This window comes from Pseudoalteromonas sp. SMS1 (assembly GCF_021530565.1).
In the GTDB taxonomy this organism is placed as follows: domain Bacteria; phylum Pseudomonadota; class Gammaproteobacteria; order Enterobacterales; family Alteromonadaceae; genus Pseudoalteromonas.
In genome coordinates this window covers 175793-190946 of sequence record NZ_JAKGBI010000006.1, presented here as the reverse complement: position 1 = coordinate 190946, position 15154 = coordinate 175793, and the positions used below count along the sequence as shown (strand labels likewise).

3 protein-coding genes are annotated in these 15154 nt (G+C 49.6%); all 3 read right to left on the bottom strand.

The genetic code is table 11. The features are described 5' to 3' along the window. Positions 1-93: 93 nt before the first annotated feature. The 3 genes from L1286_RS09555 to L1286_RS09545 are packed head-to-tail and all read right to left on the bottom strand — an operon-like array spanning position 94 to position 15153. Positions 94-876 carry a thioesterase II family protein gene (locus L1286_RS09555; protein WP_235406678.1) on the bottom strand — a complete coding sequence of 261 codons (783 nt, stop codon included), beginning with the start codon at positions 874-876 and terminating at the stop codon, positions 94-96. Then, positions 869-5398, bottom strand: a complete 4530-nt coding sequence (locus tag L1286_RS09550; RefSeq protein ID WP_235406677.1) for a non-ribosomal peptide synthetase — start codon at positions 5396-5398, stop codon at positions 869-871. The genes L1286_RS09555 and L1286_RS09550 overlap by 8 nt, the downstream gene beginning before the upstream one ends. Next, positions 5395-15153: a non-ribosomal peptide synthetase gene (locus L1286_RS09545; RefSeq protein WP_235406676.1), complete on the bottom strand. Its 9759-nt coding sequence runs from the start codon at positions 15151-15153 to the stop codon at positions 5395-5397. The genes L1286_RS09550 and L1286_RS09545 overlap by 4 nt, the downstream gene beginning before the upstream one ends. Position 15154 lies beyond the last annotated feature (1 nt).

Sequence of the window (15154 nt, the reverse complement as noted above, 5' to 3'; positions counted from 1 at the left end):
GATAATTTTTTAACGGGGGAGAAAAAGGCGCTGCGGGTGCAGCACCTAAATTGAACCCCTTTTATCTAAAAGAGGTGATCAGATGCTTGGCCGTTAAGGTGCACATAACCAAGTTTTTTGCACTGGGAACAGCGTACCTATGTGCGTCAAAATAGCGTCAATATGATCGGCCAAGTAAAAATGGCCGCCCTCATAGGTCACAATATTGATAGGTTGAGTGCATACTTGTTGCCAAGCTTCAGCCTCTGAATAAGTGAGCTCGGTATCCGTTGAACCGAGCATCACCGTGAGTGGATGCTGTAACTTAGGTGCATTGAGGTTTGGCTGATAGGTTTCTATCAACTGATAGTCATTGCGCAGCAACGGCAGCATCATATCTAAAAGTTCTGGGTAAGCATTGAGGTCCACACCGGTGCCATTGAGGCGTTTGAGTTCATCCAGTATCACTGCATCACTGCCTTTATACACCTCAGTTGCATGGTGGCAACTTGGCCCTTCAACGGCAGAAACCACCAGTTGGGTCGGTGCCCGATAGCGGTAGGCTTGAATTCGCATCGCTAGTTCGTAAGCAATCCCACCCCCCATGCTGTGACCAAACAAAATATAGGGTTTATTGAGCAATGGCTTTAAACCTGTAGTCAAGGTGCTAACTAAGCGATTCATGTCTGACACTAAGGGTTCTGCCATTCGATTTTCGCGACCAGGGTATTGCACGACTACAACTTCTAAGTCTGAATCGGCGATATTGGCCCACTGGCGAAAGTAACTCGCAGAGCCACCCGCATGAGGCAATATAATTAAACGCTTAGAGGCCGTTGGGCGCGCTTTGAAAATACGGTAACACGCGCCATGATTGGTCTGGGGTGCATTAAGCATTGTTATATTTCTCCGTAAGCGGTTTTAGGTAATCGCGGTTGACTGCAAAGTTAGGTAGGTCGAATTGATCCAATATGGCTTTTAGATTGTCTGTGGCGTATTGGTGATGGCCTCCTGAATCCATACCTTGTTTGAAATACAGCTCAACAAAACTGCGGACAAAGTTGTCATTCAGCGTGTCTTTCCAGTCCAGAAATTCAAGAGGTTGAATATCACAGCCAAGCTCGTTAAACCAATTGTAGATCTGAGCCACATCGGTGCTTTGGTCTGACACTAAGTGGAAGTTACTATTTTGTCCTGTTGCCCCTTTTAAGATGGCAGTAATGCAAGTAGCCACATAGTCTACAGGCACAATATTAACTGCTAACTCAGATGCGGGGTAGGCGTGAATATTTAAACACGCTCGGTAAAACTTTAAGAACGCATCGTCGTTAATATAGGGGGCCTCTGTAGTTGCCCAAGTGATGGTGCCTGGGCGCAAAATATTCACCGGTATACCGTGTCTTCTGGCTTCTGTGAACAAGGTTTCAGCCATGATTTTTGACTGCTCGTAAGTCAATTCCACTTCCCGCCATGGCACAACATGGGTTTGCTCCACCACAGGTTGTGGCACATCGGCTGGTAGCGCGTGGTGCACACCAATAGTCGAAATATAATGCACCGGTTTCACTTGGTGTGAACTTGCCAAGCGGATGATTTCACGTGCACCCTCCACATTCGTTGGGTAGAGTGCTGACAGTGGGTCCATCAAGTTGATGATGGATGCGTTGTGCACTATGACATCAACTTGTGCACTGAGGGCTTGATAATCAGCGTCACTGAGTCCAAAGTTGATATCAGACATACTGCCGCTTACCACCGTAATTCGTTCTTGTGGAATATCGGCCGGTAAGCCTTTTTCTGCGGCGGCCTGCGCTAAGCGCGAAAAGCCATGTTGTGCGTCATCGCAGCGCATCAAGCATATGATGTGATAATCACTAGTATCTAACATCTCGCGCAGCACATAGCTGCCCAAATAACCTGTGCTGCCAGTTAAAAGTACAGTTTTGGGGTCAGAACTTGGCGTATAGGGTAGGGCGTCTGCGAGGCCGCTTAATGCCTTGGTGGCCATATCGTTTAAGTCTATGCTATCTAGCCACGCTTGTTTTGCCTCGTTTGCCTTGGCCAATGCATCGGACATATCACTGAATACGGCATGGTTAAAAATGAGGTCAATGTCCGCGTCAAAGCCTGCCGCTAAAAATGCGCTTAACAGGTTGATGGCATTTAAACTGGTGCCGCCAAGCTGGAAGAAGTCATCATGACGAGATACGTCACTCACTCCGAGCAAATCACACCAGATTTGGGCAACGGTTTGCTCAATATGATTGTCGAGCGGTGCTTCAAATTGGGTAGTCAGCTGTTGCTGTAATTGCGTGAGTTGTACCTTAAGTTGTTTTCTATCAACCTTACTGTTTTGGCTCAGAGGTAATGTGTCTAAAGCAAAGTAATGTGCGGGCAGCATATATTTAGGCAACTTTTCATTGAGTAAGTTACCTAAGTCACTGACCGTCATTTCGGTGTCGGCAGCGTCTTCGAGCACCAATGCTGCGGCCAAATGACCATCGCTAGATAGATTGACCACTGCAACATGCTTAACGGCCGGGTGGGCTGCGATGGTTGATTCAATCTCTCCGAGCTCTATGCGATGGCCATTTATTTTGATCTGACCATCTTCGCGCCCTTGAATGGCAATAATGCCATCGTCCATGATGCAGCCCAAATCGCCGGAGCGATAGAGTCTTTCACCTGTCTGTGGGTGCGTAATGAACTGCTCTGCTGTCTTTTGTGCATCGTTTAAATACCCCAGTGCCAAGCCATCACCAGCAATATACATCTCCCCTGTGACCCAAGTAGGGCAGGGCTCTAAACGGTCATTTAAAATGTGGATCTGATGGTTCGCTAAGGGTTTGCCATAGGGCACCGAGACGGCATCAGAAGCAATTTCTGTGACGGTGTGTTGTACGCACCAAATTGCGGTTTCTGTTGGACCGCCTTGGCTGATTAAACGAATGTGTGGCAGCTGTTGGACTACTTGCTGTGCGAGTTGGACGGGGATCCAATCGCCAGAGAGCATGGCTAACCTGACTGTGCTGAGGTTTTGCTCTTCCGCCCACGGTAAGCTGGTCATCAGCATCTGCATTTGTGCGGGCACCGAGTTCCAAAGGCTCACTTTATGTTTGGCAATCACGTGATGCCAATGGTTTGGGTCGCCTCTTAATTCTTGATCTGGCAATACCAGTGTCGCGCCCGCCGACAGTGTTCCGAAGATATCCCAAATTGAGAGGTCAAAGCCATAACTTACCAGCCCCAAAGTTTTATCTTGAGGACTGACATCATGCAGGCGGTTGATCTCAAGTACCGTATTCAGTGCTGCACCGTGCGATAGCTGCACCCCTTTCGGTTGGCCCGTTGTCCCCGAGGTATAAATGACATAGGCCGGCGCGTCGACAAATGTTTGTTGCTGTCGGCGCTGTCCAAAAGCGTCCAACAGGTGTTTATAGTCTTGTTCAGGCATGGTTGGCAGCACCTGATCAAATGGGATAACAGAAATATCTGGGCCAAAGTCTTGGCCTAAATAGACTGATTCCGTCAGCACGACCTTAGCACCAGAGTTGGCAATAATCGATTGCTGGCGTGCCAACGGGTGTTGCGCTTCGATGGGGACATATACACAATCGGCGAACAAGACAGCTAACACCGCTGCAATTTGTTGCGTACTTTTGTCAGAGACGATTGCGATATGGTCGCCTGGTTTAACCGAGTCGACAAAGGAGTGCCTGATCTGCAGTGCCAACTCTGCAAGTTGTCGGTAACTCATGCTACCATGTTGATCCACTACCGCGATTTGGTCTGGAGATTGCAGAGCATGCTGAGCAAAGCCAGAATGCAAATACCCTTTAACCTGTTCTGTCTTGGTGTCGTTTAGCGCTGCAATATGCGCTTGTGTTTGCGCTGGCAAACTCACAGGGCTAGTGGACTGCCACAGGGCATCGTTATTCGCCAGTGCACGTAGTAGCGTACAAAATGCTTGATGTGCTTGCTCTATAACACCATCTTGGAAAATGCCTTGGCGGATGTCCCAGTCCACAACCAGTTCACCAGCACGCTCTGTTGCTTGGCAATCTAACCACACTTGAGGTGTTTGAGTGATGCCGTAGCGCAGCTGCGCGTCGTGCATAAATTGGTTGCTATCTAGTTCATCACCAGATAAACCTAGGGTACTGGTGTAAACAATCGGCACTATGGTGTTGCTTTGCTGGTTTTGGTTCATCGCACGCAGTACTTCAACGCCTGTAAAGTCGCTGTGTTCTAAGTCGCGCCAAAGTTGCTGCTGCAACTGACTTGCGCGCTGTGCAAAGCCTGCTTGTGGATCAGGCGACACACCCAACACATTAACAGCAATAAAGTCGCCGACCACACCTCGCACATCAGGGTGCACATTGGCGCGGTTAAGCATGGTGAGGTTCAAACAAAAATCAGGGCGACGTGACCAGCGGCCAATCACCTCTGTAAATGCTGCCAACACAAGGCTAGAAGGTGTTAATTTGTGGCCTTTTGCACGTTCACTAAGGCGCTGCCACAGGTCAGACGCTAGATTAAAATGCAAGCGAGAAAATGACACGTTTTCGTCATTACCCGTGTTCTTTGCGCGCGGTAACTCGGGTGGTGCAGGCAGTGTTTTAATACGCTCCAACCAATAAGCTTTATGCTGCTCATAACGCTGTGCTGTTTTTGGGTGTTCTAACAAGGCTTTGCGCGCAATCACAATGTCGCGGTAAGACACACCCAGAGGCGCAAGTGTGCGCTCTGGATGGTTATATAACTCGCCGAGTTCAGCGAGCATAATTTGAATACTAGCAAAATCAGCAATCAGTAAATCGATAGAAAAATGCAGTATTGATCCTTCACCTGTTTGGCTCAGGTGTAAGTCATACTGTGGCCATGTATCTGGTTGATAGTGGCGGTGCGCCAGTTGTTCGCGAAGAGCTAATAGCTTATCTTGGCGAGTCTGTGGGTCACACTCTGCAAACTCATGGATACGGATAGCCTTTGGTGTCACCTGTGCGACAATTTGCTGAGTGCCATCAAGGTTGATGATGGCGCGCAGCATATCGTGGCGTTCAACCAACTTGTGCCATGCTGTTTGCAGACGTTTCGCATCAATCGTCGGCAGGTCCAATTCAATGTAACTGTGACAGCCAACGCCACCGTACTCGACGGCATTATTGCGGCCAACTAAGTAAGCGACCTGTAAATCTGTCAACGGAAACGGCTGATGGCGATCGGCGTGATTCGGTTCGATGGCCGCCATAACTGGGTCGCTTAAATAGTCGATAAGCGCCGTCTTGTTGTCTTTTAATTGTGTTTTAAGTGCTGGCGTCATGACCCCAGCAGGGGCCTTAAATTTTAAGTTACCTTGATCGGCCCATAGGTAAACGCCGCGACTTTCAAAATCAGCGATAATACTGGCGATGGTCATATTGTACCCTCTTCAAATAATTCATCCGTGTCACAAGTTGTGCCGCCGAGCTCGCGCCACGCGTGTGTTATGACGGTGGCCAAGCTGGCAATGCTTGGGGCGCTAAATAGCGTTGTGAGTGACAAAGATGTAGGAATAATGTGTTGTTGTTGCAGTGTTTGGATAAGCTGTGTTGCGCTTAAACTGTCACCACCAATGGCAAAAAAGTCGTCATGACGTGAGATCTGGGCGCGTTTTAATAGTGTTTGCCAGATCTCGGCAAGTTGCTGCTCAAGTTCGCCTTCTGGGGCTTCAAACTCGGCTTGCTCCAGCTCTAATTCAATAAATTCGTTGGCCAATTGCTTGCGGTCAATTTTACCGTTGGCGCTAAGTGGCAATGCCGTGAGTTCTAATAAATGGCTAGGCACCATGTATTCAGGCAATTGCAGCTCAAGCTGCGCGGTAATCGCCTGTGCATCCAGTGTGGCATGGGGTGCTTTAACAAAGGCGGCAACAAGCTTTTTCGGCTCGCCAATTGTCAGGGCCACACCACGGCTTAAGCCTTCAACCTGAGCCATTGCCGCATCAATTTCACCGAGTTCAATGCGGTGCCCGCGCACCTTGACTTGATGATCTATTCGGCCCAAAAACTCAAGGTTGCCGTCCGGCCAGTAGCGGCCAAGGTCACCTGTGCGGTACCAGCGCTTGCCGTTTGCCATGACAAACCGCTGTGCGGTGAGCGTTTCATCGCCTCGATAGGCACTGGCAAGGCCAACACCGCCAATCCAGAGTTCACCCGCCACCCAGTCTGGGCAATCACGGCCAAATGGGTCTACCACACGATACGTTTGATTGGGCAGAGGCTTGCCATAAGGGATCGATGCCCAATGGGCAGGCAAATCACCTCTGACTTCACAACTGTTTGACCAAATCGCCGCTTCTGTGGCACCACCCATGGCAATTAATGGGATCTCTGAGTGCGTTTTGGCCTGCAATCTGGGTGGTAAATCTAGACCAATCCAGTCACCCGATAACATCACGTTTTCAAATGGCAGCGAACGCGTATCGTTTTCGGCGACTACCAATAACATGTCGAGCAACACTGGCACTGAGTTCCAGATTGTGACGCGATGTTGATGGACTAGTTCGAGCCAAGTGGTCGCATCTCTGCGGTTTTCCTCATTGAGCAACACCACACTGCCCCCGACGCTCAGTAGGCCAAATAAATCGTATACAGAGAGGTCAAAGTCGAGTGCCGAAACGGCCAGTACTCGGCTACTGCTGTCAATGGTGTAGTGCTGATTAAGCTGATCAATGGTGTTAGCAGTTGCCTGATGACACATTTCTACCCCTTTTGGCTCACCGGTTGAGCCTGAGGTGAAGATCACATAGGCAGGTGCATCCGTGGCCACTGTCAAGGGGGTTGCCAGTGGCGTTAAGTCCGCTGCATCTGCCACATTGAGGCGAGTCACACCCTGTTCAACATCTTGGCTAATGTGTGCTTCATCCGTCAGGACCCAACGAATTCCCGCGGTGCGATGAATTTTCGCTTGGCGGCTGGTAGGTTGGTGTACACCAATTGGCACATAGCAGCCCCCTGCAGCCATAATGCCAAATACGGCCGCTACCTGTTCGACTCCTCTTGGTAAGCTCACGGCCACTGGCTCTCTTAGCGACAATGCGTGTTGAGTCAGTAGGTGGGCGATACGCAGTGCTTTGTCTGCCAATTGGCCATAGGTGACTGTTTGCGTATCTGTAATCAGTGCTACGGCGTCTGGGTGCTGACAGGCATAGTCAAACATAGCCTGATGTAGTGTGCGAGGCGTTTGTTTTACTTTGGTATTGTTGACACGGTCTCGTACCACTTGTTGGGCTTTTGGCAGTGCATGACTAAATGGTGCGTCCGTTGATACCGCTAGCTCGTCAAGTAGGGTTAAAAAGCGAGCAAACATATTGTCTAGCAAGTCAGCTGGGAATAGGGCGTCTACAGCATCCCAAGACAATATTAACTCGCCTCTGAACTCATACATTTGATGGTCGAGCCAAACCTGTGGTGTTGCCGATAACCCGCCATCGGTAAACTGTGGCAAGTCTTCGTTGAATGAATCTGCCAGTAAATCGTCAGCCATCCCTAAAGTACTGGTAAAGACAATGGGCAATGCGGCTGCGGTGCGTCCCATAGTTCGGCTGCGCTCTCTTTGCACCCACACAGATGAAACCGCACGATGCTCAAGCACATCCGCAAGTTGGTTTTGCAGTTGCTTTGCCTGATGCGCTATGGAATTTTGCTCATCAGGGTAATAGGCAAGTGGTGCTAGCGAGGTAAAGTCGCCCACAATACTGCCCACTTCTGGGTGTACATTTTGGCGATCAAATAGGGTTAAATTTAACGTATGGGCATGGCCACCACTGTACTGACTCAGTACTTCCGCATAGGCGCTCAGGACTAAAATACTCGGGGTCACATTATGCGAACGGGCCGCTTGCTTAATGGCTTGCCACTTAGTTGTTGGTAACCGAGCGCTGCGACGTGAGAATTCACTGTGTTCAATGTGCAGTGGATCTTGTGCCAATGGCAGCGCCGCAGCATCCGGCAGCGTCGCTAACCGTGCTTGCCAGTATGCTTGTGCCTCTTCGACTACTTGCTGGCTGTCTTGCACTTGCGTGACATAGTCTCTAAAGGTTAAGGACAGTGGTGGTAGTTCGGTATCTGGCCTTTGGTATAAAGCCGCGAACTCGCGCAATAGCAACATGATGCTATAGCCGTCTAAAGTCATGTAGTTAAACATTAGCGCAAGGCGCGTACGTTCAGTTTCACCGGCATGATAACGTGCAACCTTAATGGTTATTGCATCATGAACATGCTGGCTATTTTGGGCTTGCCACCACGTGTTAATTTGCCCGCGTGCTTGGTCTAAACTGGCGTAAGTCGACGAGTCGATATCCAGTTTTGGCTCTTGGCTTTGCTGCAATACAGCTTGTTGATTATCGTCGCTGACTTGAGCGCGCAGCATGTCGTGACGTGCGTATAGTGTTTGCCACGCGTTCATCATTTTCTTGATATCAAGCGTTAAGCTATCGAGTTCGAGCAAGTAGTGTGTGCCACAATTTAGCGGGAAGCCCGGTGTTTGCCCTAACCAATACGCACTTTGTACCTCAGTGAGCGCGAATGGTTCAAACTGCTGTTCAGGTTTGGCCACAATTTGCTGGCTGTGTACTGCTTGATGCGCCTCTAGCGTGGCTGCAAATGCGCCTAACGTTGGGTTGGCAAACAAAGTACGCAAAGGCTGCTTAGTCGACAACCCTTGCTGGGCGAGCTGAGTTAGAAATTGAGTCGCAAGCAGAGAGTCGCCACCGAGTGCGAAAAAGCTGCTTTCTAGACCCACTTCCGTCACGCCCAGTAAGTCAGCCCAAAGTTGGGCGACTTGCATTTCGTTGTCTGTTTGCGGTGGCGTTACCGCCACATCAACGGCACTAAGCTGACCGTCAAACTGCGCGGCAAGTTGTTTTCTATCTACCTTCCCATTGGCGCTCAGTGGCAGCACATCCACAGCCAATAAATGATTCGGTACCATGTAATCCGGCAAGGTGAGGGCAAGCTCGGTGTTCACCGCATCAGTGTCTAGCACCATGTTTTCGTCCATAACCAAGGCCGCCACCAACATTTTTGGCTCACCGAGGGTTAAGGCCACACCACGAGCAATGCCCTCAATGCGGCCCAAGGCGGTATCAATTTCTCCCAGTTCAATACGGTGACCGCGCACCTTTACTTGGTGGTCAATTCGCCCTAAAAACTCGAGGTTGCCATCTGGCCAGTATCGGCCTCGGTCGCCAGTACGATACCAACGCTTGCCCTCATAATGGACAAAACGCTCGGCGGTGAGTGTGTCATCGCCGCGATAAGCGCTGGCAAGACCAACGCCGCCTATCCATAGCTCACCGGCAACCCAGTCTGGGCAATCGCGCCCTTGTGCATCAGCCACGCGGTAAGTTTGGTTTGGCAGTGGTTTACCGTAGGGAATAGAGTTCCAATGGGCAGGAATATCACCTCGTACTTCACAGAAATTGGACCAAATGGCCGCTTCTGTCGCGCCGCCCATGGCTATAAGGGGGATGCCAGCTTTGCTTTTGGCCTGTAAACGCGGCGGGATATCAAGGCCAATCCAATCACCCGACAGCATAACTTGATTGAAAGGCAGCTGCCTGTCATCTTGCTCTGCAACAACAAGCAACATGTCGAACAGGACAGGGACAGAGTTCCAAACATTGACATTGTGCTGGTGAACGAGCTGTAACCACGCGCTGGCATCGCGGCGGTTTTCATCACTCAGCAACACAACCTGAGCACCCGCTCCGAGTAAGCCAAAAATGTCGTAAACAGACAAGTCGAAATCCAATGCCGACACCGCTAACACGCAGCTGTGTTTATCAATGTTATAGGTTTGATTAAGCTGATCTATGGTGTTTGCGGTTGCTTGATGGCACATTTCTACGCCTTTTGGCTCACCAGTAGAACCCGAAGTAAAAATGATATACGCAGGTTGATCTGGGGAGACCTCTACAGGCTTGCAAAGCGGCGCACTCGCTGAAGCAATATCCAGTCTTGTCACCGAGTCGATGGATTCAACGTCCAAGTGTTCGCGGTTGGTCAGAACGAGTCTAATCCCTGCTGTACGATGAATTTTTGCCTGACGGTTGGCTGGCTGATGTATCCCGATTGGCACATAACAACCACCCGCAGCCATGACGCCCAATACGGCTGCAATTTGATTAATGCCGCGTGGCAAAGTAACAGCAACCGGTTCAGCCAATTTGAGCTGGTGTTGCTGTAATAGTGCAGCGATGCTTAATGCCTGTTCGCATAGCTGTGCATAATTAACAACTGTGTGTTCGAACACTAATGCGGTATCGTCAGGGTGCTGCTGAGCGTGGGCAAAAATAGCATGGTGCAAAGTGCGCGGTGATTGTGGACGTTCAGTGTGATTGACCGCGATGCGCGTATGCGCTTGCGTAGCGGGTAACGGTAATGACAGTGTTTGCTCCCAGCTGCTGTGACACAGCGCTTGGAGTGCGCTCACATAGCTGTTGAACATGTCATCAATCATACCGGCAGGGAAGAGCGCATCTGCTGCATCCCAAGATAAAACCAGTGCTCCGTCAAATTCATACAATTGGTGATCTAACCAAACCTGCGGTGTTTGTGACAAACCGCCAGGCACAATCTGAGGGAAATTGCCGGTGGAATTTTCAAACAAGCCACCGCCAAGACCTAAGGTACTGGTAAATACGACGGGTAGCGCCGCCGATGTGAGTGTGCCATGGCGAGCTTGTTCACGCTGGATCCAAATTGATGAAATCGCTTTGTGCTCAATGGCCTGCGCGATTTGAAGTTGGGCTTCTTGCGCTTGCGCCAGTAACGAGTTACCCGCATTGGCACGAAATGCAATGGGTGCCAATGTGGTAAAGTCACCAAACACTTTGTGGATATCGTTATGAACGTCTTGGCGGTCGAACAAGGTTAAATTGAGCGTGTGGTCGCCCTCGCTCCAACGTCTCAGTACATTACTGTAAGCAGTCAATAGTAACACTGAAGGCGTAATACCATAAGTTCGTGCTTTATGTTTGAGAGCTTGCCAAGTATCGGTATCGAGTTGGGCTTCACGGCGCACAAATTCAGGCTTGGTAATACTTTGCGGGTCTTGTGCCAATGGCAATTGTGGCGCAGGGGGGAGGGCTTTAATCTGTTCACGCCAGTATGCCTGTGCGGCTGCGTACTCGGCATCATCGTGTTGCACTTGGAGCACGTAGTCTCTAAATGAAACATTGATTTCAGGTAGGTGATAAGCGGGATCGTTATATAGGCTTGCAAGCTGATCTAACAGCAATTTAATACTAAACCCATCCAGTGTAAGATAGTCGAAAATGATCCCTAAACGGGTCTTATTATCCCCATAATGCACCGCACAAATACGATGATTCGGTAACGTCACAGATTCACTTTGATCGTGACTTTGTTGCGCTTGATGGCAGATCTTTCGCCAAAATTGATGAAGATGATCCCGTGCCGCATCACTGTGGTTGTTTGTTTCTGAATTCAAACTTACTTGTGCAATGGACATTGCAGGCAAATGAGAAAGCAGTTGTTGTTGACCGTCTGGGGTGATCACAGCGCGCAGCATTTCGTGATGTTCAACGAGTTGATCCCAAGCCTTTGCCATGCGTTGTAGATCGACGTTTTCACCTTCTAACTCAAGTAGATATAAGGTGCTACAGTTAAGCGGTAATCCCGGTGTTTGACCCATCCAATACGCGCGCTGCACTTCGGTGAGTGGAAAAGGTGCAAAACGATTATCTAGATCTGGCATAACTTCAAGTTTAGGGGTCGATGCGACGCTGTCTAAGCGCGCGGCATACGCACTTAATTGCGGGGCAGAGAATAGATCGCGCAGTGGTTTTGGCGAGGCCAAACCTTGTTGCTTGAGCTTTGCAATGAGCTGAGTGGCAATCAAACTGTCTCCACCAAGTTCAAAGAAGTGACTTTGCTGGCCAATGTGCTCAATCCCCAGTAATGATTGCCAGATTTTAGCAAGGCGTATTTCGTTGTCCGTTTGCGGGGCAGTTAAGCGCTCAGTTGATTGTTGCTGCGTGGCAGCTAACTGATTGGTCAGTGCTTTTCGGTCTACTTTACCATTAGCACTCAGTGGCATCTGTGGTACAAACTCAATATGGTTTGGCACCATATAATCTGGCAGTAGGGTATGTAATTGACGTTGAATTGCCATGCTGTCTAGCGTACTTTGAGGTGCCAAGACCACGACACTCGCTAGGCTCTTGGGCTCCCCAATGGTAACTGTCACCGCGCGCTGAACCCCTTCGATGTTGGCTAGTGCGGTATCAATTTCACCCAGTTCGATACGATGCCCGCGTACTTTCACTTGATGATCGATGCGCCCTAAAAACTCTAGGTTACCGTCAGGCCAGTAGCGACCTTGGTCGCCAGTGCGGTACCAGCGCTCGCCATCTTGTTCAACAAAGCGTGCGGTGGTTTGTGCTGGGTCACCGCAATAGCAAGTCGCCAAACCTATACCACCAATCCACAGTTCTCCCGGTACCCAATCTGGGCAGTCGTGGCCATGACCATCAACAACACGGTATTTTTGGTTTGGCAGTGGTTTACCGTAAGGGATTGAATGCCAATGCTGTGGCAGTGGCGCCCTTACTTCACAGCTGTTTGACCAAATGGCTGCCTCGGTTGCGCCGCCCATCGCAATGATAGGCGGGTTGGTGGCACTGATATGCTGGAGTCGAGGTGGCAGATCTAGGCCTATCCAATCACCTGACAACATTACTTGTTCAAAGTTTAACGGGCGACAGTCTTGTTCTGCCGCGGTCAAAAGCATATCTAGCAATACCGGTACGGTATTCCACACGGTGACATTATTCTGATGCACTAGATCAAGCCACGCCTGCGCGTCACGGCGCTGTTGCTCATCAACAAGTACCAATTGCCCGCCGACACTGAGCAAGCCAAAAATATCATAGACAGATAAGTCAAAGTCCAACGCGGATACTGCCAGTGCACAACTATCTTGACCGATTTGATAGTCTTTATTGAGCTGATAAATTGTATTGGCGGTAGCCTGATGGCTCATTTCCACCCCTTTGGGCTCGCCAGTCGAACCTGAGGTAAAAATGATGTATGCCGGACTTTCTGGGCTGGCGATGGCAGCGGATGCTAGTGGCTCGGCTTGTAGTGCTTGTTGAATGTCAATGAATGTAGCCGCAGGATCATGTTCAGAATCGTCATGCGCAGCGATTACCAGTTTAATCTCGGCAGTGCGATGGATCTTCGCGCGCCTCGATTGAGGCTGGTGGGTGCCAATGGGCACATAACAGCCCCCGGCTGCCAGTACCCCGAGTACGGCAATGATCTGCTCTGCTCCTCTGGGCAGTGTCACAGCGACAGGTTCTGACTCACGTAACCCTTGTTGTTGCAAATAGGCTGCCACGCGCAAGGCTTTTTCGGCGACTGAGCGATAGCTTAACGACTGGTTATTGAATACTAAAGCCGTTTTATCTGGGTGTGTTCGCGCAGCTCTAAAGATCGCCTCATGCAATGTATGTGGTGTGTACGGTGCTGCGGTGTCATTTACCGCTGCTCGCTGGGTTTGCTGATAGTGAGGCAATTCAATAAGGTGCTGGGCCTGCCAAGCATCACTGTGTGCCGCCAGCTTTTCAAGCAAAGCGACATAGCTTGCAAACATGGTATCAATTAGTGCTTCAGGGAAAATTTCATCGACTGCATCCCATGCCAACATTAACCCTTCATCGACTTCGTAGACTTGATGATCTAACCAAACCTGTGGGGTTTGTGAGATCATATAGTTAAATTGACCCAGTACGGTGTCTTGTTGCGATAACAGTGGAGTACCTAAATTACATGCAAAGACCACTGGTGCGCTTACCCCCTGTGCAAACCCCTGTTTGACAAGATCGCGCTGGATCTGCACGGCAGAGTAATCACTGTGGGCAACATTTTGGTGAAATTGGTTTTGTATTGCTTTTGCGTGGTCAATAAAGCCTTTTGCGTCACTAAAATCACAATCCAAGAGTAATAAATTGGTGAAATCTGCAACCGCATGTTCAATGCCTGGGTGCTGAGTTTTACGATCAAACAGCGGTAAGTTCAGGGTGAACTTTTGCTCAGCACTGTATTTTGCAAGCACATACGCATAACCTGTGACAAGTAACATGGCTGGTGTGACTTGGTGCTGTTGCGCGGTGCTTTTAAGCGTTTGCCACTGGGTTTGCGTCAAGGTATGTAAGCGGCGTGAAAACGTCGGTTTCGCCACGGTTTGTGGATCGCAACGTAGTGGTAGTTGTGGGCCTGAAGGCAGCGTGGCTAAACGGGTTTGCCAGTAGGCTTTGTCTTCTTCGAGCTTGGTTTTATTTTGTGTTTTTTCATAGGCTAAGTATTTGGCGAAGCTCCAATTTGGATCGGTCTCTAGTGTACCACCATGATAAAGCACGGCTAAATCTTTAAGTAAGATGTTTAAGCTCTGAACATCGGCAATCAGTAGGTCCACGTCAAAGTGAATTCGACAGTTTCCTGCTGGCAGCAAGCTTAGTTCCAGTCCCATAGTTTGACCATGTTCAATACCCAATTTGCGATGTGACAGGCGGCGACGAACTTGCTCTACCGCTTGTGTGGCTTCATCACGTGTCAGTGACCTAAAGTCATTAATGGCCAGCCCCGGTGTTGGTAGTGGCGCATGCACTTGTTGAGTACCTGACTCGGTAAATTGCGCACGTAACATCGGATGGTGCTGGTAAAGTGCATGCCAAGCTTGCTCGAGTTTGAGCGGATCGATGTCTTGATTATCCACTTCAATATAGGCATGACACCCGACGCCGCCGAGTTCTTGTTCATCCTGACGCCCAATCCAATAGGCGTACTGCACGTCAGTGAGTTCAAACTCGGCATAGGGATCGATATTAGGGAGCGCAGGAGCTGGAATCACCTCTGTAACAGCGTCCGTTTTTGTGCATAAAAGTGTCATCCAGTGGCTGAGTATGGGCTGTTCAATCAGTTTGGAGAAGGTTACTTTTGCACCTTGTTTTCGCCATTGATTGACCAAGCGCATCATGTGCATTGAATCTAGGCCAAGTTCGATGAGGTTGGCATCTAACTTATCTTTAAGCGGTGTTTGCACAAACGCTTGCACATGCTCCAACAGCTGTTCTTTATTTAGCGGGGTGTTTTTTGTTTGTGCCATG

What these genes read in the sequence shown, in the direction of transcription:
- L1286_RS09550 (WP_235406677.1), bottom strand. Translation starts at nt 5,398, where the DNA reads ATGACCATCGCCAGTATTATCGCTGATTTTGAAAGTCGCGGCGTTTAC.
- L1286_RS09555 (WP_235406678.1), bottom strand. Translation starts at nt 876, where the DNA reads ATGCTTAATGCACCCCAGACCAATCATGGCGCGTGTTACCGTATTTTC.
- L1286_RS09545 (WP_235406676.1), bottom strand. Translation starts at nt 15,153, where the DNA reads ATGGCACAAACAAAAAACACCCCGCTAAATAAAGAACAGCTGTTGGAG.